This is a genomic window from Mesobacillus subterraneus, assembly GCF_020524355.2.
Classification (GTDB): Bacteria; Bacillota; Bacilli; order Bacillales; family Cytobacillaceae; genus Mesobacillus; species Mesobacillus subterraneus_C.
The window spans coordinates 221063-246264 of sequence record NZ_CP129019.1 but is presented as its reverse complement, the minus strand read 5'-3'; the positions used below and the strand labels follow the sequence as shown (position 1 = coordinate 246264).

Sequence of the window (25202 nt, the reverse complement as noted above, 5' to 3'; positions counted from 1 at the left end):
AGTAATCTCTCCTTATTTTTTAATTAATGATGTTCCAGTCATTTCTGCTGGCTTATCCAAACCTAGTAATTCTAATATAGTTGGAGCAAGGTCGCCGAGGATTCCGTCTTCACGAAGCTCTGCGCCTTCTTTCGTCACAATGACAGGCACCGGATTTGTCGTGTGGGCAGTCATTGGGTTTCCTTCAAGCGTCACAACTTCATCTGCATTTCCGTGGTCAGCAGTGATGATCGCAGTACCGCCTTTAGAAACAATCAGGTCAACGATGCGCCCCAGGCACTCGTCCACTGTTTCAATCGCCTGGATGGTCGGTTCAAGCATGCCTGAGTGACCAACCATATCAGGGTTCGCAAAGTTCAATAGTATCGCGTCGAAATTATCCGCTTCGATTTCCTTGATTAAAGCGTCCGTCACTTCATGTGCACTCATTTCCGGCTGCAAGTCATATGTCGCAACTTTAGGTGAGTTGATCAGGATCCGCTTTTCGCCAGGGAATTCCTGCTCACGTCCGCCGCTCATGAAGAACGTCACGTGCGGATATTTTTCCGTTTCAGCTATACGCAGCTGAGTCATGCCAGCCTGAGAAATCACTTCACCAACCGTGTTGTCAAGGTTTGATGGCTCAAACGCCACATAACCATCAACTGTCTCACTGAAGTGAGTCAAGCAGACGAAGTGAAGATTTTCAGGATGAGCTTCACCTCTGTCAAACGACCGGAAATCTTTATTTGTAAAAGTGTTTGAAATCTGGATTGCGCGGTCAGGACGGAAGTTGTAAAAAATCACAGCATCGTCGTTCTGGATCGTCGCAACCGGTGAACCATCCTTGCGCACAAGCACAGATGGAACAACGAACTCATCAAAGATCCCATTATTATAGTTATCTTCGATCAATTCCATTGGGTTTGAATACGTAGGTCCGTCGCCGTACACCATTGAACGGTAGGATTTCTCCACACGCTCCCAGCGCTTATCGCGGTCCATAGAATAGTATCGCCCGGAAATCGTCGCAAATTCACCGACACCGATTTCTTTCATTTTTTCTAGTGTTTGTTCAATATAACCTGGCGCTGTTTTCGGTCCGACGTCGCGTCCGTCAAGGAAGCCATGGACGTAAACCTTTTCAAGGTGCCTTCGCTTGCAGCAAGCTTCAACAAAGCAAACATATGCTCAATGTGGCTGTGCACGCCTCCGTCAGACAACAAGCCCATCAAGTGAAGAGCAGTGCCTTTTTCCTTTGCATGCTTGATCGCTGCATGGAAGGTTTCATTTTTCTCAAATTCGCCTTCACGAATCGAAATGTTCACGCGTGTAAGGCTCTGGTAAACAATTCGGCCAGCACCGATGTTCAGGTGTCCAACCTCTGAGTTACCCATTTGGCCTTCTGGCAGGCCAACCGCTTCCCCGCTCGCGATTAACTGCGCATGCGGATAGTGGTTCCAGTAGCGGTCAAAATTCGGCTTTTTCGCCTGGGCTACGGCATTACCCATCCGTTCGCCGCGCAATGCGAAGCCGTCCAGAATGATTAAAGCTGTTGGTGACTGTTTACTCATTCGAACCTGCCTCCAATAGCTGCAAGAAGGAATCTGTCTCAAGGCTTGCTCCGCCGACCAATGCGCCGTCGATGTCAGGCTGTGACATGTATTCCTGGATGTTAGCCGGCTTCACGCTGCCGCCGTACTGGATGCGGACTGCTTCAGCAACTTCTGGTGAAAATTGCTCTGCAATTACACTACGGATGTGCGCGCAAGTTTCGTTCGCATCTTCAGCTGTAGAAGATTTGCCTGTTCCAATCGCCCAGATTGGCTCATAAGCGATGACAGTTTGCTTGACCTGCTCTTCTGTCAGGCCATTAAGGGCTGCTTTGATCTGGCCGCCAACAAACTCGTTTGTTTCGCCATTTTCGCGCTGCTCTAGTGTTTCACCGCAGCAAACAATAGGAGTCAAATTGTATTTGAATGCAGACAAAGTCTTTTTATTCACTGTGTCATCTGTTTCATTGAACATTTCTCGGCGTTCAGAGTGTCCGATGATCACATAATTTGCACCGATGTCTTGCAATGCTTTCGGGCTGACTTCACCTGTAAAAGCACCGCTCTCTTCAAAGTGCATGTTTTGCGCGCCAATTTCAACGTCCGAATTTTGGGTTAGCTCGACAAGCTGTCCAAGGAACAAAGCAGGAGCACAAACCACAGATTCAACCTTGTCCTTTGAAGGAACAAGTCCGCTAACTTTTTCGATAAAATCCTTTGCTTCAGGCAGCGTTTTATGCATTTTCCAGTTACCTGCAATGATAGGTTTTCGCATGCTGACACTTCCTTTCAAAATTGCTGTATTTTACACAGCGTTGTAATACTTATTTAAAAAATCCCCACTGGATGTAAGGCTTAAAAGAGCGACAGGACAGCAGTGATCAGGATCCGCACCCTACCACTGCTGGCGGCACCGCCTTGCTAATCTATACTAAAACTTACTTATCGTTCAATGCCACGACGCCTGGCAGCTGCTTGCCTTCCATGAACTCAAGGGAAGCACCACCGCCAGTGGAGATGTGGCTCATTTTTTCAGCGAGGCCGAATTTTTCTACAGCCGCTGCAGAGTCTCCTCCGCCAATAACCGAATATGTATCACTAGCATCGGCTAGAGCTTCTGCAACAGCTTTTGTTCCTTGTGCGAACTTGTCAATTTCAAAAACGCCCATTGGACCATTCCAGATGACCAACTTGGACTTTTGAATCACGTCGCGGTAAATTTCAGCTGTCTTAGGCCCGATATCAAGAGCTTCCCAGTCTGCAGGAATGTCTTCGATCGCTACGACCTTTGAATTTGCATCAGCAGAAAAATCATCAGCTACGATGGCGTCTACAGGCATGTAGAAGTTTACACCCTTCACCTTTGCTTTTTCCATGAAGCTTTTAGCCAAATCAATTTTATCTTCTTCTAATAGAGATTTGCCGATTTCGTGGCCCTGTGCTTTTACGAATGTATAAGCAAGTCCGCCGCCGATGATCAGGTTATCTACTTTTTCCAATAGGTTGTCGATGACACCGATTTTGTCTTTAACCTTTGCGCCGCCAATGATGGCTGTGAATGGGCGCTCTGGGTTTGATAATGCTTTTCCAAGAACATCAAGTTCTTTTTCCATTAAAAAGCCGGAAACTGCTGGAAGGTGCTTGGCAATGCCTTCTGTTGATGCATGGGCGCGGTGTGCAGCTCCAAAAGCATCGTTTACATATACATCTGCCAATTCAGCAAACGCTTTTGCAAGTTCAGGATCGTTTTTCTCTTCGCCAGGATAGAAGCGGACATTCTCAAGAAGCAGGACATCGCCTTCGTTCATGCTGTCGATTTCGGATTTTACAGACTCACCATAAGCTTCATCTGTTTTCTTTACATCCTTGCCAAGCAGCTCAGACAAACGCTTTGCTACTGGAGTCAAACGTAATTCTTCAACAGCCTGGCCTTTTGGACGGCCAAGATGGCTTGCCAGAAGGACCTTCGCACCCTGATCAACCAGGTATTGGATTGTCGGCAGCGCTGCACGGATTCTTGTTTCATCCGTTACTTGTCCATCCTTCATCGGTACGTTGAAATCAACGCGGCAAAAAACTCGTTTTCCTTTTTTACATCCACATCTTTTACTGTCTTTTTGTTCAAGGCTAGAGACCTCCTTCAGAATAGCGCCAATGCGCGATTAGGCAGAAAAAGGGGAGAGGGAATTTACCCCGCTCCCCTTTTCATCCCACTACATTATAGTCGTAAATGGTTGGTTAATCCAATATTTGCTTACAGGCCTTTTAGCGATGAAATCTACAAGGTCAACTACACGGTGAGAGTAGCCAGACTCGTTGTCGTACCAAGAGATAACCTTCGCCATGTTGCCTTCCATTACCATAGTAGATAATGCATCGATTGTTGAAGAATTAGGGCAGCCATTGTAGTCGCCAGATACTAGCGGCTCTTCGCTGTAGCCTAGGATTCCTTTAAGGTCGCCTTCTGCAGCTTGCTTAAATGCACTATTGATTTCTTCAACTGTTACGTCTTTGTCAAGTTCAACAACAAGGTCTACTAATGAAACGTTTGGAGTTGGAACACGCATTGCTCCACCGTTCAATTTGCCTTTTAGTTCAGGCAATACTAGTGAAACTGCTTTTGCAGCACCAGTTGTTGTAGGAATGATATTTTCCGCAGCTGCACGTGCACGACGATAGTCTTTGTGCGGAAGGTCAAGGATTTGCTGGTCATTTGTGTATGAGTGAACAGTTGTCATCATACCGCGCTTGATTCCGAACTTGTCGTTCAGAACTTTAGCGAATGGAGCCAAGCAGTTTGTTGTACAAGATGCATTAGAGATTACATGGTGGTTAGCTGCATCGTATTTGTCGTCGTTAACACCCATAACGATTGTGATATCTTCTTCAGATGCTGGAGCAGAGATGATTACTTTCTTAGCGCCTGCTTCAAGGTGCTTCGCAGCGTCTGCACGCTTAGTGAAACGTCCTGTTGATTCTACTACTACTTCTACGCCAAGGTCGCCCCAGCCAAGTTGAGCTGGATCTCTTTCAGCGATAACTTTAACACGCTTGCCGTCAACAACAATTGAATCGCCATCAACAGATACTTCTGCATCTAAAGTTCCGTGAACTGAATCATATTTTAAAAGGTGAGCAAGCATGTTTGCATCAGTTAAATCGTTAACTGCTACTACTTCCACATTAGGGTTCTTCAATGCTGCGCGGAAAACTACGCGTCCAATTCTTCCAAATCCGTTAATACCAACTTTTACTGCCATGTGTATTTCCTCCTTTGATTCCTATAAAGGTGTTGTTTATATTAAGGTGTTACCCTTGTAACAATGTTTTAGCGGCGCCTTCATCCGTTACCAGTATGGTTGAGGAAGGTGCCTGTTTCATATAGGCTCTGATTGCCTTAGCCTTTGATGCTCCGCCGGCAACTGCAATGACATCCCCTACGTTTTTGAGATCAGCCATTTGAAGACCGATCGTCAGCGCTTTGTGAACGATTTCCCCGGCTTCATTGAAATAGTAGCCAAAAGCCTCGCCGACTGCTTTTCCATCGAGGATTTTATGTAAATCCTCGGAGCTGGTATTGCGACGTTCCGCCATTGTAATAGCGTCTCCAATACCGTGTAAAACCATGCTTGCTGATTTAACTAAATTCCAGACCTCATAAATCAGCGGTTCTTTGATGAAGGTTTTATAAACTTCGCTGCTGACCTGGTCGGGTACATAAAAGACCCGGTTGCGTGAATTCGTGTTATCCGCCATAATCGCGCAAATCGTATTTGCCTGATTCTTGACGTCCTCGCCAATTCCTCCCCTTGCCGGCACGAACAGCAAATCCTTCTCGCCGAAATCTGGTGTCAACATTTCCGCCACAGCCGCCATAGTCGATCCTCCGGTCACAGCAATTATATTTTTGCTTTGAAGAAGATTTTTCATACTATGTGCTGTCGCGCGTCCCAGCTCACTTTTCACCCAAGGTGACTGGTCGCTGTCCCCCTGGACAACAATCACTTTCCTGATCCCCATGCGTTCCTGCAGCTGGCGCTCTAATCTGTCTATACCCGTAATGTCTCGCATTACACTATCAAGACTTTCCAGTATATCTTTTCCCTCTTTGGTCAGTGTCATTCCCTGACCGGACATCGAGATCAGATTCTGGTCCTTCAAGAACTCAACCTCAGAACGCAAAACCCGTTCAGTCAAATTCAGGCTTACTGAAAGATTTCTCCTGCCAACTGGCTGCATCACGTTTATGTACTGCAGGATGAGGTATCGTTTTTGCATAACTTGCAATAAATCGGGTAATATTCTTTTTTGAATATCAATGAGCGAAAAGTCCATGTTGATATTCTCCTTTTCCAGAGCTGGACTAAAAATGTCCCGCTAAGACATATTATGTCCCACTCGCGGTAAAAAAAATCACCCCTGCTACAAATTTCATTCTAACAGGAGTGAAAACCTTATTCAACTAATAAAGTCGAGGTTTTTTCTTGTAAACGCTTCACTTATGAACTTTTTGTTCACAATACCATATTGGAGCTCTTCACCGTCCAATTCAACGACAGGAATCATGATTCCATACTTCTCGACAAGCTCGTCGTCAAGGTCGATATTGATTTCTTCTATTGTAAAATTCCAATCTCGCTGGAGTTCCTCCAGGATTTCTCGCGCTGTTTCGCACAAATGACAGCGCGGGCGGGAGTATAGTTTAACTGTTTTCTTCATATGAATCTCCTTCGACTAAACTTCAAAACCCTTTTCGTATACATTGTGGCTTTTGTTCAAACAATCAATTTACAGCTTCAGAAAACTACCTACCATTAAAGCTTTAATCAAATCTCTTCCGCTTCGAAGACGATGGTATGCCTAGCTGGTCCCTGTATTTAGCCACAGTTCTTCGGGATACGACCATTCCTTCATTGTCCTCTAGCATCTCCACTAGTTTCTGGTCTGAAATGGGCTTCTTTTTATTTTCTTCTTTTATATAATGCTGTATGGCTGCTTTTACTTTTTGCGAGGAAGCCTGGTCGTTCTCGGTTGTCTGGATTGCACTTGTAAAGAATGATTTCAATTCGTAAGTGCCCGCTGGTGTCTGCATGTATTTTTCACGGACTGTTCGGCTTACGGTCGATTCATGGATTTCAAGTTCTTCGGCAACTTCCCTCATCGTCATCGGGTTCAGATGGGCAGGTCCGATCAAAAAGAAATCCTGTTGTTTTTCAATAATTTTCATTGATACTCTCTGGAGCGTTTCCTTTCTTTGTGCAAGACTGCGCTGGATCCACTGATAGTCCCCCTGCTTTTCCTGAAGGAATTTGTTCAATTCAGGATCCTTGTGGCCAGATAGCTGGCGGAAGTACCCTTCATTAAAAGATACCTTAGGAATCAGCGAATCGAACACACTTACCGAGAGTTCATCCCCTTGGCGTTTCACCACAACGTCAGGAACGATATAGGCAGGTTTTTCCCGCTGGAACGATGCACCCGGTTTTGGGTTAAGCTGCTGGATATTGTCATGGACTTTTTGGATGTCTTTCACATCGATATTCAGCATCTTCGCCAGCGCTTTCCATTTTTTCTCAGCAAATAGAAGGAACTGATCACGAATGATTGTGATCGCCAACTCATTTTCAGGTGTCCGCTTTTGCCTCGTCAGTTGAAGCAGCAGGCATTCCCTGAGATCATGAGCCCCGATACCGGCCGGGTCCAGCGACTGAAGTTTAAAAAAAGCAGATTCAACAATTTCATGTTCTACTTGATATCTGTTTACTAGACCTTCTCGATCGAGGGTCAAGTAACCGTTTTCATCTATATTTTCAATCAATTCATGTAAAATCAATTTTTCCTCAGCAGTAGCTTTTAGCAAGTTTAATTGTGAAAGCAGATAATCTTCAAGCGTGTCACTCGCTCCTGCTCCGACCTGCTCAATCAAGTTTTTCTGGTCCCGTTCGAACGTCCTTGTTCTTGTCTTCCTCGTACGGTCCATATTGGAATCAAAGTGAGTAATATTTTTAAAGTCTACTTGAATCAGGGGATTTTCCATTGACCTAGCTTCAAGAAATGCCGCAAGCTCCTGGGCTGAGTATTGCAAGAGCGCGATTGCCTGGGTCAGCTCCTGAGTCATCGCTAATTTTAATGTCTGCTTTTGCCATAAACCAGCTTTCAAATCCATCCAAATCACCCCTTCATCCATTTTACATGATAAACAGGCTCTGGTGTATGGAAAGAATTTGGCATAGGTCATATAAACTGCTTGGGTTTAATCGGCAAAAAAGCAATTCAGGCACAACAGTATGTTCATCACCCGAACAGAACCCGGACAAATGGTAAGCGAATCAAGTAACCTACCAATTTTAAAGTGTTTTTTTTGAAAAAAACCAGTAAAAAGCAACTGGAAAAATTATTCTCTTAAAGAGTCGCTATAATTGCACTATCAGAGGATATAATTGCGCATACTCACCCGATAATTGCACAATACCAGAGCATAATTGCGTAAACATCAGTGATAATTGCAGATTCTCCCATTTTAAGGAAAAACTAATCAAAGTTCGGTTTATAAAAAAAGGCTTTCGAGAAACCCCCGACAAAACTTGGACAGTTTTATCTGAGCAATCTCAAAAGCCATTTCCATTAAGTAGTGACGCCCTCGGAGGGAATCGAACCCCCATTTCAAGAACCGGAATCTTACGTGCTATCCGTTGCACCACGAGGGCATGTTTGAAGTTAGCGTTACGCTTACCTATTATAGGGTAAGATTGGTCCCTTTGCAAGGATGATTTTTTGGGATCTCGACCGCTTGTTATTGTTTAAAAATTACATTCTTGGGTAAGATGGATACGGTACAGTAAAATGGAATATACATTATTGTCGAACAGTTTCTGCAGGCTAATCAAGCGATTCGTTTGACCTTTATTGACCATGCGTGTATCATAAAACTACATAGGTGTTCTGGCAAGCGAACCAGTTTATGCCAGCCTGCAATTTGCCTTTTTAAAAGGAAGGAAATTGCCTTATTGAGGCAGACCAGCTTTTTAAAAAGTGCAGTAAAAAGAGATCTTTACGTTAAAGGAGGAAAACAAACATGAACTTGATTCCTACAGTTATTGAACAAACGAATCGGGGCGAAAGGGCTTATGACATTTATTCCCGCCTTCTAAAGGATCGCATCATTATGCTGGGAAGCGCAATCGATGACAATGTTGCCAACTCAATCGTAGCCCAGTTGCTTTTCCTGGAAGCTGAAAATCCGGAAAAGGACATCTCCATCTACATCAATAGCCCGGGCGGCAGCATCACTGCCGGCATGGCAATCTACGATACTATGCAGTTCATCAAGCCAAATGTACAAACAATCTGTATCGGTATGGCAGCTTCAATGGGTGCATTCCTGCTAGCTGCTGGTACAAAAGGCAAGCGTTTTGCCCTTCCGAATGCAGAAGTAATGATTCACCAACCACTGGGCGGTGCTCAGGGACAGGCGACAGAAATCGAAATCGCTGCAAAGCGCATTCTTTTCCTTCGTGAAAAGTTGAATACAATTCTTTCTGAGCGCACTGGCCAGCCAATTGAAGTCATCGCGAAAGATACTGACCGCGACAACTTCATGACAGCTGAACGCGCGAAGGAATATGGTCTTGTTGACCAGATCATCACTCGCAACGTTCTTGAAGAAAAGAAAGATAAATAATCATCCGAATTAAAAACTCGCTCTCTAACGGGAGCGAGTTTTTTGGTTATTAAGATCTTTTTAGTTTTCTTTTTGGATATATTCTGCCAGCTTTTCCACTGCTTCTTCTTCATCATTGCCTTCTGCGATCAGGTTCACGGATGCGCCAGCACTGACGGCAAGGCTCATCAATCCCATGATGCTTTTAGCATTTACCTTTTTCCCATCCTTCTCAAGAAAAATATCGGATGTGAACCTGTTTGCTTCCTGTACGAACAATGCCGCAGGTCGAGCCTGTAAACCAGTTTTTAATTTTACTTCCACCTGTTTTTCCACCATTGAGTATTCCTCCTCCAGCCCACTATTTATTTGTAATTTGTCCGGCACGCAGTTTATCTGCTATTTCATCAATTTTACGCAGCCGGTGATTGATTCCTGATTTACTGATTGCTCCCCCGCTTACCATCTCACCTAACTCTTTAAGGGTGACATCCTGGTAATCGACACGGAGCTGAGCGATTTCCCTCAGTTTATCGGGTAAAATTTGCAGGCCGACGGTATCCCTTATGAAGCGGATATTCTCCACCTGTCTCAGTGCAGCGCCGATTGTTTTATTCAAGTTAGCAGTTTCACAATTCACAAGACGATTAACCGAGTTTCTCATGTCGCGTACAATCCGGATATCCTCGAATCGCAGCAGCGCATTATATGCACCAACAATGGTTAAAAACTCAGTGATCTTTTCAGCTTCCTTCAAATAGGTGATGAAGCCTTTTTTTCGCTCAAGCGTTTTGCTGTTCAACCCGAATGTATTCATCAGCTCACATAATGAGTCATTATGCTCCTGGTACATAGAGGCAATCTCTAGATGATAGGAGGACGTTTCCGGATTGTTCACGGATCCTCCTGCAAGGAAGGCACCTCTTAAGTATGATCGCTTACAACATTTCTTTTTCACCAATTCAGGTGAAATTTCATGGATAATTTCAAAGCCTTCTCCAATAATCTTTAAATCCTCCAGAATATCCCTGGCTGATTCCTTAAGGCGGACAATATAAACATTATTCTTTTTCAGCCGCATTTTCTTTCTTACCAGCAGCTCTACCTGAACCTGATAACTTTTTTTGATCAAGGTATAGATCCGCCTGGCAATCGCGGCATTTTCCGTCTGTATGTCTACGATGAGTTTTCGATTTGAGAAGGAAAGGGAACCATTCATCCGGATCAAAGCGGACAGTTCCGCATCAGCGCAGCAGCCCTTCACGTCAATGTTCGTGAGTTCCTTTTTTTGTTTCCGAAGCGAACGACACCTTCTCACCCCCCCTGTTTATACACCGCTGTCCCTTTTGTAAATCAGCAAGCGTGACAGCTGTCTTTTTATTTTATTTTTGCATTTAGACTGTAGGCCCCAAAAGAGACAAACGCTTGCATCCTATATCTACGCGTTATATCTCTTTTTGGTTTCATCTATTATCATAGAATATAAAATTTCTGAAACTTTTTTTTGTATCATGCCTGATGACATTGCCATCTAGTTCAGCAATTTCATCCTGGACAACTTCAATTCCCAATGACATCAGCCGGTCAAGGTCAAAATGGACAGGCTGGGCAAGCTCTTCCTTATAACGGAGCTCAACATCCGGCGGAATGGTCTCACTGTTGACAAGGATTGTATCGATAAAAGCACAATCCATATGGTCATAGATTGCTTTTACATGATCACTGGCAGCAAAATCATGCGTTTCCCCTGCCTGGGTCATCAGATTACAGATGTACACCTTGCGTGCTTTTGCTTTGCATATTTCTTTGCCAAGTCTTTTTACAAGCAAATTCGGCAAGATGCTTGTATACAAGCTGCCAGGCCCGATGACGATCAAATCAGCTTCCCTGATCGCCTGGAGCGTCTCAGGCAATGGCTTTACGCCTTCTGGATTCAAGAAGACTCTTTTGATCCTTTTCCCGGAGTAAGGGATTTTCGACTCTCCCCTGACAATGCTGTCATCCTCCATCACGGCATTGAGCATGACGCTCCTGTTCGCCGCGGGCAGTACTTTCCCGTGCACATTCAGGACCTTACTCATTTCTTGGATCGCATGGACAAAATTGCCGGTGATCGACGTCATTGCAGCTAAGATCAAATTGCCGAGCGAGTGGCCCGACAATTCATTGGCCGTGTTGAACCGATGCTGAAACATTTCTTCAATGAGCGGCTCCACATCTGATAGTGCGGCAAGGACATTCCGGATATCACCTGGCGGAGGAATATGCATATCCTCCCGCAGCCGGCCGGAGCTGCCGCCGTCATCAGCAACAGTGACGATGGCAGTGATGTCGACAGGGTGCTTTTTCAACCCCCGCAGCAGGACTGGGAGACCGGTTCCACCGCCGATGATGACGATTCTTGGAAGGTCATCTGTCATCATTTTACAAGCCCCTGCCTTTTATCGATATCACGGTGCGTCACACGTGTGTGATAATCTTTTTCGAAAAACTTGGCGATATGTTCAGCCAGGGCAACAGAACGGTGCTGGCCGCCTGTACAGCCGATGGCAATGATAAGCTGCGCTTTCCCTTCACGCTTATAGTGAGGGAGCATGAAACCCAGCAAATCCGTCACCTTTTCGAGGAACTTGGCAGTCTCATTCCATTTTAAAACATATGTCGACACATCTTCATCGAGACCAGTTTTTGGACGCATATGTTCAATATAATGCGGATTCGGCAAGAAGCGGACGTCGAAAACAAGGTCGGCATCAATCGGTATTCCATGCTTGAAACCGAAGGACATGACATTAACGGTAAAAATCGTCTTCTTGTTTACCGAGAACTCCTCAAGGATTTTTTCACGAAGATCCTTAGGCTTCATGCCGGTTGTTTTATAAATAAGCTGCGCCCTGCCCTTCAGCTCTTCCAAAAGCTCGCGCTCAAGCTGGATGCCTTCAAGCGGCAGTCCAGAAGGAGCAAGCGGGTGCGAACGCCTCGTTTCTTTATAGCGGCGCACAAGCGTGGAATCATCCGCGTCAAGGAACAATACCTGCGGTGTCACCCAGGAAGTTTCAGCCAGATCATCCAGAGCTTTGAATAGAGAGTCAAAAAATTCGCGGCCGCGCAAATCCATAACGAGTGCCACTTTATTCATTTTCGTGCCAGATTCCTTCATCAACTCAAGGAATTTCGGCAGCAATGTTGGCGGCAGGTTGTCGACGCAGAAAAACCCAAGGTCTTCGAAACTCTGGATCGCGACAGTTTTACCCGCACCAGACATACCTGTTATAATCACGAGCTGGGTATCAGTGCTTGAACCAGTACTCATTTCTCTTTCCCCCTGAAATGTAAGTTATTTATCAATTTGGATCGAGCCTGTAATTGATCAGCTCAAAATCCGGTGTATAAGTAAAAGCGCCATAGATAATCCCTTGTCCATGGACCATGTATTCAAGAATATGATAATCTCCCGCTGCCATTGGCAGGTCTTTGATGTCGTCGAGCTCATGCCAGGAAATCGTGCCTTCTTCTGATTCATCGAGATTGATGCCATCTGCCTCAGTCGCGTAAAACGTGAACATCATCCACTCAGACACGACTTGATCGTCTTCCTTGATGACAAATGTGAAAATCCCTTTGATTTGGGGATTGCGAAGATAAATCCCTGTTTCCTCGCGAAACTCCCTGACACATGAATCCTTCACGGTTTCTCCTGGTTCCATTTTTCCGCCTGGAGCCACCCACCAATTTCGGCGCGGCTTTTGCAGCAGCAAAATTTTATCATCCTTTACTAAAACACAATTCGTCACTCGCTGCATCCAATCCACCTCTTTATATGTAGGCCAACTAGGCTTTTAAAAGTTTTTTGTATGCTTTGCCGTATTTAACACAGAAGTAGCAGCTGCTTCTCGATTCTGATCAAGATCAAAAAAAGCAGCATAATCTGAACAAGCAGTCTTGCAAATCTGCTCAACTTTTATTCTTTCCATTATACTATTTTTAGTTTTTCGCCACAATGAATACAAAGATGATATTTTTGTTAAGAAGTAAGTGGAAAATGCAGAATCAAAATACGGGTTCCGAAATGGTGTTATAATCCTCTGCTATAGCCTGTTTCATTTTTTTGTAAAAAAAAAGAGCACAGGATAACCTGTGCCGTCAAAGGATTATATTTTTAAAAGGGGGTCAATTTCTACTCCTATAATACCCCACGATTGTTTCACTACTGTTACAGGAGAATTAATAAATAATTACGTTTTGTTAATTTATGACGAGACGGGATTTTTTTACCATTCTGTTGGAAATACCCTTAAAAACCCGCTGAATCAGATCCAGCGGGTTTGGCATGTATATTATGCTTTTGCTTTTAATTCTTCCACTAGTTCTTCAACATAATGCTGTGCGTTTTGCGCTGCGATACTGCCGTCGCCAGTTGCTGTCACAATTTGGCGAAGTGTTTTTTCACGGATGTCGCCAGCTGCGAAGATTCCAGGGACTTTCGTTTCCATTTGCTCGTTCGTTTCGATATAGCCATTGCTATTCGTGATGCCCAGGCCTTCAAATGGTTTCGTTAATGGAACCATTCCGATGTAGATGAACACACCATCTGCCACGAATTCCTGCTCAGCTCCATCCTGTGTTGAAACAAGAGTCACGCTTCCGACCTTGCCATCTTTGTCATTGATCTGCTTGACTGTGTGATTCCAGATGAAATCAATTTTTTCATTGGCAAATGCACGATCCTGCAGGATTTTTTGCGCACGAAGCTCATCGCGACGGTGAACGATTGTCACTTTCGAAGCGAAACGAGTCAAGTAAACGCCCTCTTCGACCGCTGAATCTCCGCCGCCGACAACAACAAGTTCTTTGCCTTTGAAAAATGCGCCGTCACAAACCGCACAGTAAGAAACACCGCGACCGCCAAGTTCCTGCTCGCCAGGCACTCCCAGTTTCTTGTACTCTGCACCAGCAGAAAGAATGATTGCGCGCGCCTTGTATTCATTGTTGCCAGCTTTGATGGTTTTATATTCCTTGCCATCGATGACTTCTTTTACATCACCGTAAGCATATTCAGCTCCAAATTTTTTCGCATGGTCGAACATTTTAGTTGAAAGCTCAGGTCCAAGAATATGGTCAAATCCCGGATAGTTCTCAACTTCTTCTGTATTGGTCATCTGTCCGCCAGGCACGCCGCGCTCAAGCATCAGTGTCGACAAGTTCGCACGTGAAGTATAAACAGCAGCAGTCATCCCAGCCGGCCCGGCACCGATGATAATGACGTCATAAATTTTCTCTTCTGACATGGTGTACAACTCCTTTGAATATCATAATCCGCTAATTTTCGGTTTTCATTCGAAATTATTATTTCCTGCCTAAACATATCCTATAAAACAAGTGGCGCATAGTCCAAAAATATGCTTAATAAAGGTTCCTGTTCACTAAATTGACAAAAGAATAGCACCAGCGCATTGGGCAGCACCGAAAAGCGCTGGAGCTAGACACTAATCTAAGTGCAAAAGTTTTATATTTTCTTATCCAGAAACAAAAAGAGGGTAAACCTCGTCTGCTGATCACAGACTTAGTTTACCCTTTTAGATGCTGTCTTCTTCCTGAAGAAACTCGTTAGCCAAACTTATATATTTGGACAGCGTAGACACGGACAATCCGTATTTTTTCGCTACTGCTGCTTTTGATGTCTTGATATTTCTTAGCTTATCCCAGAGATAATCAACCGCTGCGGCCCAAGCTTTTTTGTTTTTGAAGTCATAGCCAGCCTGCGCTGCCTGCTCAAATACTGAGAACCACATAATGTAGACACCAGCTTCATTTTTGCCGATCGGCTGGTGGTGGTCATAAAGGAGCTTCGCTGTTTCGTGCGCGCCCTTTACTTCCTCTTCCTTGCTGCTGCTCAGCTTGCCTGAAGTGACATACGCCAAGTATGATTTTTCCATTTCGGTCATTTTATCCGTTGATGTCTCCGCCGCAAGAATTTCCTTCTTTTTCGCGGATACAGATGTGAGGAATAGCGCAAAAAGGCGCTCCTCAGTATAATCGCTGTTCAACTGATTCAGGATGGCTGAAACCTGCGTTTCGAACTTGACGCCCGGCTTATCTGCCCAGGGCTCCATTCCTTCTTTTTCAGGACTGAACTCGAGTACCTTTTTCCATGCATTCCGTGCAGTATTTTCTCTGCCGGTAAAATATGAAGCATGAGACAGCCAGTAATAGAAAGCACCGTCACCTTCAAAACCTGTTTTTTGCAGCTTCTTCAGCCAGCGGTAAGCCAGTTCGTATTCGCCGACAAGCGCAAACGTGGCGCCAAGCTTGAACTGGTGTTCAACGTGGATCGGATGGATTTTTTCCAGAGCGTCCTTAAGGTCCTGTCCCTCTTTCTCTTGTCCCTCGTAATGCGCGAACACAAGGGCATTGCACAATGCATGCAGGTTGCCGGGATTCTGTTCGAGAACATCATTCAGGATATCTCGAGCCTTGGTGGTTTCTCCAAGGTAAAAATACGCCAGCGCCAAGTTGTTGTAGGCTGACCAATATTCCGGATACTCTTCGATGACCTCCTGGAAAATCTCGATCGCCTTTGGAAACTCGCCTGATTCCAGATGGTTGCGTGCTTCCTCCTGTTTGACGATCAGGTCATCTTCTTCATAATAATCCTCATCCATCTCTTCTGCTTCCATCGTGAGAAGCTCAAGCAGGTCGCTTGCGTCCTCGGCAAACTCACCATCTTCATTCAATTCCATATAAAGATTAGCATGCCTGAACGCATCTCGGAACAAGCCTAAATGGGCGTAGTTATTCGCTAAAAAATAGTGACATTCTGCCATGTTTTCATCGAGCTCTTCGAGGACCAAGTGCAAAAGACGGTTAGACTGCTGGTACTCACCCAGCTCCGACTGCACGATCGCCAATTGGCAAACGATCATCGGCTCACCAGGCTCAAGGTGCATCGCACGCTGGAAATACTTTTCAGCCTTTTTTAGGTCCCGCCTGTGGAAAGCCTTGACCCCTTTGGTGAAGTAATATTCACCAGTAGGAACAAATGACAGCAATTGACCTTTTTGCTTCATCGCTTTAGAGTCTTTTCCCATGTGATCCTCCATTTATATTTTAGTAAAACTATATCCTTTGAACCTTAGGTTTGTATAAGAATACACATACAGTGTTAGATCGAAGCAACTTTAACTAATGTAGTATAACATACGGACGGAGGGTTCGAGAAGGTGTGGAGTTGAAATTGTCGACGCAGACCTGGTGAACGGGTTAAATAATTCTGAAGACACATGATTACTACTGATAATCAAGGGGTCCTTTGATATTCGCGGTTTTGAGAGAATTGGCTGCTAAATGGAAAAATCACATAGCCGGATAATTTTACTAGCCACTTTTCCGAAAAAATTTTACCGGAGCCCGATCACACTTTTACCTTAATTTGGTTATTTACGCAATTATTGCTCCTGAGTGTGCAATTCTGGAAAATTTTTGTGCAATTAAACTAGATACTTGTGCAATTAGTACAGAGACTCACGCAATTATTGAGGTTAGTTAAGAGAATAATTTTTCCAGCAACCTTTTTCTAAGGATTCCTTACATAATAGAATGCATTTTTTTCCTTAATCGCTCCCAAACCAGGGAATACGCAAAGAGGTCCGAGCAATATCGTTCGAATGAGGCGAAGATCATGGAATTTCCAGCCGCAAATCTGGGCAAAAATAAAACCCAGCGCACAATTTATTCTTCTGCGCTGGGATTCTTCCTTTTATTCAACACGGACAATACTTCTTTTAGCGGAAGCTTCTGTTCCTGTAGCAAGACCATCAGGTGGTAAAGCAGGTCGGCTGCTTCCCACTTCAGCTCTTCGGGGTCGCGATTTTTTGCGGCGATGATGACCTCCGAGGCCTCTTCTCCGACTTTTTTCAGAATCTTGTCGACGCCTTTTTCAAATAAGTAGGTAGTGTATGCGCCTTCCGGCATTTCCTGCTCACGCTCAGAAATTGTTTTTTCCAGCTCGAGCATGACGGCATAATCGCTCAATGAGGCGAGCTGACCTGAGTTATTCTCCAGTGGGCTTTCTGAAAAATGCTGTGATGCAAGCTGTTCAGTGGATCGCTCCAGCAGGTTTTCTGAAAAACAGCTGACGGCACCTGTATGGCATGCGGGTCCAGCAGGTTTGACGAGCACCACGAGTGCGTCACCGTCACAGTCATATTTGATTTCGACGATTTTTTGGGTGTTGCCGCTCGTTGCGCCTTTACGCCATAGCTCCTGACGTGAACGGCTGTAGAACCAGGTCTCGCGTGTTTCAAGCGACTTGCCCAGGGATTCTTCATTCATATATGCAACAGTCAGGACTTCACGGGTTGCCGCATCCTGGACGACTGCCGCAATCAAGCCATTGGCATCAAACTTCAATTCTTCTATCTTCATCGTACTGTCACTCCTTTTTCACGGAGATGGGATTTCACTTCTTTTACAGAGGTTTCACGATAGTGGAAGATCGATGCAGCCAGTGCCGCATCTGCTTTTCCTTCGTTAAAAGCGTCGGCGAAATGGTCAGCATTTCCGGCACCGCCTGACGCTATGACCGGGACAGTGACCGCTTCACTCACGGCACGGGTCAATGCCAGATCGAAGCCTTTCTTTTCGCCGTCGCTGTCCATGCTTGTCAAAAGGATCTCTCCAGCTCCTAGGCGGACAGCCTCTTTTGCCCATTCAATCACTTCCCACTCTGTCGGCGTTCGGCCGCCATGAGTGTAGACCCGCCATGAGCCAAGTTCTGGGTCATATTTCGCATCGATGGCAACGACAATGCACTGGGCGCCAAAGAAATCGGAGCCTTCACTGATCAATTTCGGATTGTTAACAGCCGCGGTGTTCAAAGATACTTTATCAGCACCTGAGCGAAGCATTCTCTTCATATCCTCGAGTGTGTTGATGCCGCCGCCAACTGTGAACGGGATTGCCAGCTCTGAAGCGACTTCACGGACAACCTCGACCATTGTCTTCCTTCCTTCAACGGAAGCGGATATATCAAGGAAAACAAGCTCATCCGCTCCCTGCTCATCATAAAAGCGAGCTAGCTCCACGGGGTCGCCGGCATCACGAAGCTGCACAAATTGTACTCCTTTTACGACACGTCCTTCTTTTACATCAAGACAGGGAATGATCCGTTTGCTTAGCATCAGGATTCCCCCCATTCCAGTGCGGATTTTACAGAAAAGCGCCCTTCGTAGATGGCTTTGCCGACGATTGCGCCGCTGACACCGTCTTCACGCATCTGTCGAAGAGCGGCCAAATCATCAAGTGAGCTGACACCGCCGGAAGCAATGACGTTTTTCCCTGTTTCCTGAGCGAGCTGGCGTGTTGCCTCCATATTCGGTCCAGCAAGCGTGCCATCTGTAGCGATATCGGTAAAAATAAATGTTTCTGCTCCTGCATCAGCAAATCTTTTGCCAAGATCGACAGCACTTACTACGGAAGTGTTTAGCCAGCCATGTGTCGCTACAAAGCCGTTTTTCGCATCCAGCCCGATTGCAATGCTAGCCTCATATTTCCTGACCATTTCTTCTGCGAATTCCGGGTTGGAAACGGCAATGCTGCCGATGATGACACGAGTGACGCCATTCTCTAGATAGTGATTGATATCATCTTCACTGCGAATGCCGCCGCCAATCTGGATGTTCACGCCAAGTTCCTTTGCTGCCTGGATGACAAATCCATCGTTGACCCGCCTGCCATCCTTTGCACCATCAAGGTCGACCATATGAATCCATTCTGCACCTTCATCAGCGAACTTCTTCGCCATTTCAAAAGGAGAATCCCCATAAATTGTTTCCTTGTCATAATCGCCTTGCAGCAGCCTTACGCATTTTCCGCCGCGCATGTCGATCGCCGGGTAGATTGTGAATTTCATTCTTCTGTCTTCCTTTCTGTTGCAAGGTTGGCAAAATTACGGAGCAGGGCCATTCCCATGTCACTGCTTTTTTCCGGATGGAACTGCATCCCAAAGATATTGTTCCTGCCCACGATAGCCGGCACTTCAACATCATAATAATCGCAGACGGCCATCAGGACTCCCCGCTCGTTCGTTTTTACATAATAAGAGTGGACGAAATATACGTAATCTTCTTTAAGTGATGTGAGTAAAGGGGAATCTCCGGTAAATCGAAGCTTGTTCCAGCCCATATGCGGAACCTTATAGTTTTCCCCTTCTGCACTCTGTCCGGTAAAACGCTCCACTTTTCCAGGCAGCAGGTTCAAGCCTTTCGTCAGGCCATTTTCTGTGCTTTCTTCAAACAACAGCTGCATGCCCAAACAAATTCCGAGCACCGGCTTGCCGGTTGCCGCGTACGCCTGGATCATTTCCGTTAATCCCGTACGGTCCAGTACATCCATTGCATCACGGAATGAACCGACGCCAGGGACGAGCAGTGCATCTGCATCCATCAAATTGTGCTTATATTGTGAAATAAAGTATGGCGCATTCAGCCGTTCGAGCGCTTTGCTGACGCTGAACAGATTGCCCATGCCGTAATCGACGATGCCAATCATGAGTTAACTTCCTTCCTATTACAGAGTTCGGGTTTTCTTTCGGTAGAACGTCGCTTACGACGCGTACTACGCTTTACCGCTCCCTTACAACATCCCTACCTTAGAACGAGAAACTCCACTTACAACATCCCTTTCGTCGAGGGCACGCCTTTTATCCGCGGATCGATAGTCGTCGCTTCATCAAGCGCACGGCCAAGAGCCTTAAATACGGCTTCTATCATGTGGTGTGTATTTTTTCCGTAGTGGACGATGACATGAAGGTTCATTCTTGCTTCAAGCGCCAGCTTCCACAGGAATTCGTGTACGAGCTCGACATCGAAAGTGCCAACCTGCTGGGCAGGAAATTCTGCGCGCATTTCGAGGTGCGGGCGGTTGCTGAGATCGATGACAACCTGAGCCAGAGCCTCATCCATTGGGACAAAAGCGTTTCCGTAACGTTTGATTCCTTTTTTTATCGCCAAGTGCATCGCGAAGCGCCTGTCCTATACAGATGCCGATATCTTCAGTTGTGTGGTGGCCATCCACCTCAACATCGCCCTTCGCATCTACTTTCAAATCAAACTGGCCATGCTTTGCGAATAAATCGAGCATATGAGAAAGAAAAGGCACACCCGTTTCGAGTGCCGTCGTCCCTTCACCATCGATGGTAAAATCAAGGTCTATTTTCGTTTCATTCGTATATCTTTTTACCGTTGAAGTACGTTCCATGAGCCATCCCTCCATCCACTTTCTTTACGTGTTAAGTCTTGTTTCCACTGCCCTAGCGTGGGCTTCCAACCCTTCAAGCCTTGCGAACTCGGCGATCTTTGCACCATTGTCATTCATCGCTTTCTCACTGTAAAGGATGATGCTGGATTTCTTTTGGAAATCCTCGACACTGAGTGGGCTTGAAAAACGCGCTGTTCCGTTCGTTGGCAGGACATGGTTCGGTCCGGCGAAGTAATCACCTACAGGCTCTGAACTGTATCTCCCGAGGAAAATTGCGCCTGCGTGCTTTATTTTACCGAGCAGCTCCATCGGATTCTCCGTAACGATTTCAAGATGCTCCGGAGCAAGCTGGTTGATGGCGCTGACTGCCTCGTCCAGATCAGCTGCCACATAAATCGCCCCGAAATTTCCGATTGCCTGTGTGGCGATATCTTTTCTCGGCAACTCCGCCAGCTGCTTATAGACTTCATTTTGAACGTCTTCAGCAAGCGTACGGGACGTCGTCACTAAAACCGCACACGCCCGCGGGTCATGCTCGGCCTGCGAAAGCAGGTCGGCTGCGATTTCATTGGCACGGGCTGTTTCGTCGGCGAGAATTCCGATTTCACTTGGTCCAGCGATCATGTCAATGGCGACATCGCCAAAAACTTCCCGCTTAGCGAGGGCGACATAAATGTTTCCCGGACCGGTGATTTTGTCGACAGGCTTGATTGTTTCAGTTCCGTATGCAAGAGCGGCAATCGCCTGGGCTCCGCCGATCTTATAGATTTCTTTTACCCCGGCAATATGTGCCGAAACGAGCACGCCTGCCGGAAGCTTCCCGTCCCTTCCTGGCGGTGATACCATGACGATCCGCTGAACACCCGCAGTTATTGCAGGGATGACATTCATTAATACCGAGGAGGGATAAGCAGCCGTTCCACCAGGGACATAGACACCGACAGAATCGAGCGGCGTCACCTTCTGGCCAAGCATCGTACCATTTTCTTCTGTCGTCATCCATGACGGACGCAGCTGTTTTTCATGGTAGGTACGTATATTGGCAGCTGCCTCCGTGATGATGCCGACGAGCTCGCCGCTAACCGATTTATAAGCTTCAGAGATTTCATCTTCTGTTACCTGAAAATCTTCGAGCACCACCGAATCAAATCTTTCGGTAAAAGTCTTGAGTGCCTGGTCGCCGGAAGCACGGACTTCGGCTATAATTGCCTGTACGGCTTTTCGCTGTTCTTCCGTTCCGCCATCAACGGTTCGTTTTAATGACAAGCTTCCATCTATCTGTAAAATATTCATCGCGAATCATCTCCTTTCAGCTTCACAATCTAGATCACTTCGTTCAGCCTTTTAACCAGCTCGCTGATCCGCTCATCCTTGATCCGGTAGCTGACTGGATTTACAATCAGCCTCGATGTCACGTTTGTGATCGTTTCGTACTCCACAAGGCCATTCTCCTTCAAGGTCCTTCCGGTTGAAACGATGTCGACAATCCTGTCAGCGAGCCCGATTAATGGCGCAAGCTCGATCGAGCCGTTCAACTTGATGATTTCTACCTGCTCGCCTTGTTCACGGAAATAGGCTGCCGCGATATTTGGATACTTCGTTGCGATTTTCGGAGCGACATCATTCATTTTTGTATCCGGAAGTCCGGCGACGGCAAGATAGCAGCCGCTGATCTTCAAATCCAGCAGCTCATATACATCACGCTCTTCCTCAAGCAGGACGTCCTTTCCGGCAATCCCGAGATCCGCGACACCATGTTCAACATATGTAGCCACATCCATTGGTTTTGCCAGGATGAAGCGGAAATCTTCTTCTTCCACGTCAATGATCAATTTGCGTGAGTCATCAAATTCAGGAGGCAAATCAAAGCCAGCATTCCGCAGCAGGTCAACCGCTTCTGTGAAAATCCGGCCACTTAGGCATGGCGATGGTCAGCTGTTCATTCATTGCACTCCCTCCTTCCCGACTAGATAAACGACATTGGCAAAAGTTGCGGAGCAAGCATCAAGATTTCGTACGGCACTGATATCCTGGAGAATGACCCGTTCTCCGTTTGCCTTGCGCTGTGCAGCCAGCTGATAAGCTTCCTTTCTCCGTTCAGGACTGAAAAGAATGCAAGTGACAGGCTCAGGTTCACCAAGGTCCCCGAGGCTTTCAAGCAGCCGGTCGAGCCTGATCGCAAATCCCGTTGCTCCTGTCGATTTTCCGAATTTTTCAAGCAATTTGTCATAGCGGCCCCCATTGCCGATTGGAAAGCCAACCATTCCAGCGTAAACCTCAAATAAAATGCCTGTATAATAGCTCATGTGGCTGACAATGGTTAAGTCGAATTTAATACGGCTAGTTTCGCTAAAGTCGTCGATGATATCCCAGAGCAGCTTCAATTCATCAAGTGCCGCTCTGCCTTTTCCGTTTTCGACCAGTTCGGTTGCCTTACTGATTACTTCAGGACCACCGCGCAGTTCAAGAAAAGCGAGAAGTCTTTGCGAATCGATCGAAGACAGCGGAAGTGATTTGACGTGCTCCCGATATCCAACATAATTTTTCTCATATAAAAATTTCGTCAGTTCCCGGGCTCGCTCTTCTGTTCCGAGTATCTGAACGAACAATTCATTGACGAAACCAACATGCCCAACTGAAAGCTGAAACTGTTCCAGTCCAGCTTTTTTCAGCGAGGAAATTGCCAGGGATATCATTTCGCCATCAGCACTGACCGAGGCGTCGCCAATACATTCGACACCAAGCTGCTCAAATTCCGCCGGCCTGCCGCCTTCTCGCTGCTGAGCACGGTAGACATTTGCCGAATAGGCCAATCGTAACGGAACCTTATCCTTGAATAACTTTGAAGCCGCAACCCTGGCAATCGGTGCGGTCATATCTGGACGAAGTACAAGCGTATGCCCCTGCTGGTCCAGCAGCTTGAACAGCTGCTGATCAAGGATCGCTGATGCAGTTCCAACTGTTTCGTAGTATTCAAGCGCAGGTGTTTCAATGAATTGGAAACCCCATTGCTTCATTTCTTTTTCAATGGAGCTTCTGACTTTTTCCTTCGCTTCATATAATTCCGGAAGTGTATCCCGCATGCCAAGCGGCTTTTCGAACATGAATAATCTGCTCATCGTTTTCACCCTCTTCGTTGCTGGTGTTATCTATCTTAATAATCTAAATGCTTTAGTTCGCTAATATGGTAACAAGATGAAGTTATAAGTAGTTTATACTTCATTTTATTATCCGTCAACCATAAACTCTTTAAGTTTTGAATCTTAAAATAGAGGTGTTAGAATGGTGGCAATCAGCAAATAGGTTGGATTGCAGGAGCAGAACAATTCTCGATGCTTTATAAAGGAGGCTGGGTGCAATGAAAATACTCTGGGACCTGGACGGTACAATCCTTGATACATAGCCGACATTGGTGGAGGCATTCACGATTGTTGTGAAAAAAGATTTGCCGTATGAAGAAGTCCTTCCTCATCTGAAGTTTGGGACGGCATACGATTTTTACGGTGTTGAAAAAAATAGGGTAAAAGAATTCCGGGAGATTGAACGCACTATACCAAATGATCGGAAACCGCTTTTCCCGCATGTAAAAGATGTATTGTCTTCCTCAGACGCAAATGTACTTGTGACCCATCGAAATCGGCGCTCAACAGAAGAACTGCTGGAACACTGGAATCTTGGCCAATTTTTCGAGGAAGTCATTTGTCCTGCTGATGATGGCTTTTCGTTAAAGCCAGATATTCATGCGTATAAGTACCTGCATGATCGATATGGTCTGGATGTGGCAGTCGGCGACCAGAGCACAGACTTGATTCCAGCGAGAAAAATTGGAATTAAGACCTGCTCCTTCCGCGAAGCAAACGAGTATGCCGACAAGACGATCTATTGTTATTCTGAGTTTCCTTATAAGTAGAAGCGAAATGGCATTTCTAGCATATTTCGCTTTCGCTTTTTTGTTTTCTCCAAGTTTTGACCACAACTGGTTTTCTACTCGTAAAAATCGGTATCTGCGAGGTGAATTACCTCCAAGTAGATACCGATTTTTGTTTTATTGGCGAAAATCGAATTATTTCGACCACATTTTGAATTTTATTGGCGGATTTTTGATTTTATCGACCACTTTTGGAAATATTTCGACCACATTTCGCAATAATTCGACCACATCCTAATTTTTCCACAAAAAAAGCGAAGCGGAGCAATGTCCGTTTCGCTTTTGTCCTTTAGTTGGTGTGTGTCCCATAAATCTCATCATCAGCCCAGCGTTCAGCAAGTTCTTCCTTTGTGTATATCACGCGCATCGGATTGCCGCCGACGAAGGCTCCTTCCGGGACGTCTTTGTGGACGAGAGTTCCGGCAGAGACGATGGCGCCGTCGCCGATCCGGATGCCTGGCATGATCGTCGAGTTCGCGCCAATCATGACTTCGCTGCCAATCTCGACGTCGCCGAGGCGGTATTCCTTGATCAAGTATTCATGCGCCAAGATTGTAGTGTTATAACCGATGACCGTATTGCGCCCAACGGAGATTTTCTCCGGGAACATCACGTCGAGCATGACCATCAGCGCGAAAGAAGTCTCGTCGCCGACCTTCATCCGCAAAAAATTGCGGTACAGCCAGTTTTTCATTCCGAGAAACGGCGTGTAGCGCGCCACCTGGATGACGACGAAATTCTTGACGACCTTCCAGAACGGGACGGTTTTATAAACATGCCAGAGAGAATTGGCTCCTTCTACTCGATAACGAGTCGTCCTTCTCAT

Annotated in this window: 19 protein-coding genes, 1 tRNA gene and 6 pseudogenes; 2 read left to right on the top strand and 24 right to left on the bottom strand. The window is 45.9% G+C overall.

Annotated elements, in window-relative coordinates; genetic code table 11:
• Window positions 1–12: 12 nt before the first annotated feature.
• From gpmI to LC048_RS01090, 8 genes and pseudogenes are all read right to left on the bottom strand, one after another.
• Window positions 13–1553 (bottom strand): annotated as a pseudogene (gene gpmI, locus LC048_RS01125) (2,3-bisphosphoglycerate-independent phosphoglycerate mutase).
• Window positions 1546–2307, bottom strand: coding sequence for a triose-phosphate isomerase (gene tpiA, locus LC048_RS01120; protein ID WP_226601681.1), 762 nt, complete (start codon window positions 2305–2307; stop codon window positions 1546–1548). Before tpiA ends, gpmI begins: the two are co-directional and overlap by 8 nt.
• 163 nt (window positions 2308–2470) lie before the next feature.
• A pseudogene (locus tag LC048_RS01115) lies at window positions 2471–3657 on the bottom strand (phosphoglycerate kinase).
• An 88-nt stretch (window positions 3658–3745) separates the two neighbouring features.
• Entirely contained in the window at window positions 3746–4792 is a 1047-nt protein-coding gene (gap, locus tag LC048_RS01110; RefSeq protein ID WP_306049204.1) for a type I glyceraldehyde-3-phosphate dehydrogenase, read from the bottom strand.
• A 49-nt stretch (window positions 4793–4841) separates the two neighbouring features.
• Window positions 4842–5867, bottom strand: coding sequence for a sugar-binding transcriptional regulator (locus LC048_RS01105; protein ID WP_226601678.1), 1026 nt, complete (start codon window positions 5865–5867; stop codon window positions 4842–4844).
• A gap of 123 nt (window positions 5868–5990) precedes the next feature.
• Complete coding sequence (locus tag LC048_RS01100; RefSeq protein WP_226601677.1) at window positions 5991–6251, bottom strand: glutaredoxin family protein; 261 nt, start codon at window positions 6249–6251, stop codon at window positions 5991–5993.
• Window positions 6252–6354: 103 nt separating this feature from the next.
• Window positions 6355–7698: an RNA polymerase factor sigma-54 gene (gene rpoN / locus LC048_RS01095; protein ID WP_226601676.1), complete on the bottom strand. Its 1344-nt coding sequence runs from the start codon at window positions 7696–7698 to the stop codon at window positions 6355–6357.
• A 469-nt stretch (window positions 7699–8167) separates the two neighbouring features.
• A tRNA-Arg gene (locus tag LC048_RS01090) sits at window positions 8168–8239 on the bottom strand.
• A 368-nt stretch (window positions 8240–8607) separates the two neighbouring features.
• On the opposite strand from LC048_RS01090, the gene clpP reads away from it, so the two are divergent.
• A complete protein-coding gene (gene clpP, locus LC048_RS01085; protein WP_226601675.1) occupies window positions 8608–9213 on the top strand; it encodes an ATP-dependent Clp endopeptidase proteolytic subunit ClpP in 606 nt (201 codons plus the stop codon).
• 60 nt (window positions 9214–9273) lie between these two features.
• On the opposite strand, the gene LC048_RS01080 is transcribed toward clpP, so the two are convergent.
• The 15 genes and pseudogenes from LC048_RS01080 to LC048_RS01010 form a co-directional block, all read right to left on the bottom strand.
• On the bottom strand, window positions 9274–9531 hold the full coding sequence (locus tag LC048_RS01080) for an HPr family phosphocarrier protein (RefSeq protein WP_226601674.1): 258 nt from the start codon (window positions 9529–9531) through the stop codon (window positions 9274–9276).
• A gap of 22 nt (window positions 9532–9553) precedes the next feature.
• Window positions 9554–10502, bottom strand: a pseudogene (whiA, locus tag LC048_RS01075) (DNA-binding protein WhiA).
• 128 nt (window positions 10503–10630) lie between these two features.
• Window positions 10631–11615 (bottom strand): annotated as a pseudogene (locus tag LC048_RS01070) (gluconeogenesis factor YvcK family protein).
• Window positions 11612–12505 (bottom strand): RNase adapter RapZ, encoded by an 894-nt coding sequence (gene rapZ / locus LC048_RS01065; RefSeq protein ID WP_226601671.1) that lies wholly within the window; start codon window positions 12503–12505, stop codon window positions 11612–11614. The pseudogene LC048_RS01070 and the gene rapZ overlap by 4 nt, the downstream one beginning before the upstream one ends.
• A 31-nt stretch (window positions 12506–12536) precedes the next feature.
• On the bottom strand, window positions 12537–12995 hold the full coding sequence (locus LC048_RS01060; protein WP_226601670.1) for an NUDIX hydrolase: 459 nt from the start codon (window positions 12993–12995) through the stop codon (window positions 12537–12539).
• Window positions 12996–13529: 534 nt separating this feature from the next.
• Window positions 13530–14480 carry a thioredoxin-disulfide reductase gene (gene trxB, locus LC048_RS01055; protein ID WP_306049200.1) on the bottom strand — a complete coding sequence of 317 codons (951 nt, stop codon included), beginning with the start codon at window positions 14478–14480 and terminating at the stop codon, window positions 13530–13532.
• A gap of 288 nt (window positions 14481–14768) precedes the next feature.
• Window positions 14769–16280, bottom strand: a complete 1512-nt coding sequence (locus LC048_RS01050) for a tetratricopeptide repeat protein (RefSeq protein WP_226601668.1) — start codon at window positions 16278–16280, stop codon at window positions 14769–14771.
• 640 nt (window positions 16281–16920) lie between these two features.
• On the bottom strand, window positions 16921–17616 hold the full coding sequence (gene hisIE, locus LC048_RS01045) for a bifunctional phosphoribosyl-AMP cyclohydrolase/phosphoribosyl-ATP diphosphatase HisIE (protein ID WP_226601667.1): 696 nt from the start codon (window positions 17614–17616) through the stop codon (window positions 16921–16923).
• Window positions 17613–18371: an imidazole glycerol phosphate synthase subunit HisF gene (hisF, locus tag LC048_RS01040; RefSeq protein WP_226601666.1), complete on the bottom strand. Its 759-nt coding sequence runs from the start codon at window positions 18369–18371 to the stop codon at window positions 17613–17615. The genes hisIE and hisF overlap by 4 nt, the downstream gene beginning before the upstream one ends.
• Entirely contained in the window at window positions 18371–19102 is a 732-nt protein-coding gene (gene hisA / locus LC048_RS01035; protein ID WP_226601665.1) for a 1-(5-phosphoribosyl)-5-[(5-phosphoribosylamino)methylideneamino]imidazole-4-carboxamide isomerase, read from the bottom strand. The genes hisF and hisA overlap by 1 nt, the downstream gene beginning before the upstream one ends.
• Window positions 19099–19740 (bottom strand): imidazole glycerol phosphate synthase subunit HisH, encoded by a 642-nt coding sequence (gene hisH / locus LC048_RS01030; protein ID WP_226601664.1) that lies wholly within the window; start codon window positions 19738–19740, stop codon window positions 19099–19101. Before hisH ends, hisA begins: the two co-directional genes overlap by 4 nt.
• Before the next feature lie 119 nt (window positions 19741–19859).
• Window positions 19860–20448, bottom strand: a pseudogene (gene hisB / locus LC048_RS01025) (imidazoleglycerol-phosphate dehydratase HisB).
• A 24-nt stretch (window positions 20449–20472) separates the two neighbouring features.
• Window positions 20473–21741: a histidinol dehydrogenase gene (gene hisD / locus LC048_RS01020; RefSeq protein ID WP_226601662.1), complete on the bottom strand. Its 1269-nt coding sequence runs from the start codon at window positions 21739–21741 to the stop codon at window positions 20473–20475.
• Between the two features lie 29 nt (window positions 21742–21770).
• Window positions 21771–22395 (bottom strand): annotated as a pseudogene (hisG, locus tag LC048_RS01015) (ATP phosphoribosyltransferase).
• Window positions 22392–23567 (bottom strand): ATP phosphoribosyltransferase regulatory subunit, encoded by a 1176-nt coding sequence (locus tag LC048_RS01010; RefSeq protein ID WP_226601660.1) that lies wholly within the window; start codon window positions 23565–23567, stop codon window positions 22392–22394. Before LC048_RS01010 ends, hisG begins: the two are co-directional and overlap by 4 nt.
• A gap of 314 nt (window positions 23568–23881) precedes the next feature.
• On the opposite strand from LC048_RS01010, the gene LC048_RS01005 reads away from it, so the two are divergent.
• A complete protein-coding gene (locus LC048_RS01005; protein ID WP_306049198.1) occupies window positions 23882–24358 on the top strand; it encodes an HAD hydrolase-like protein in 477 nt (158 codons plus the stop codon).
• Between the two features lie 307 nt (window positions 24359–24665).
• Here the strand turns inward: LC048_RS01005 and LC048_RS01000 are convergent, their stop codons facing one another.
• Entirely contained in the window at window positions 24666–25202 is a 537-nt protein-coding gene (locus LC048_RS01000) for an acyltransferase (RefSeq protein ID WP_226601658.1), read from the bottom strand.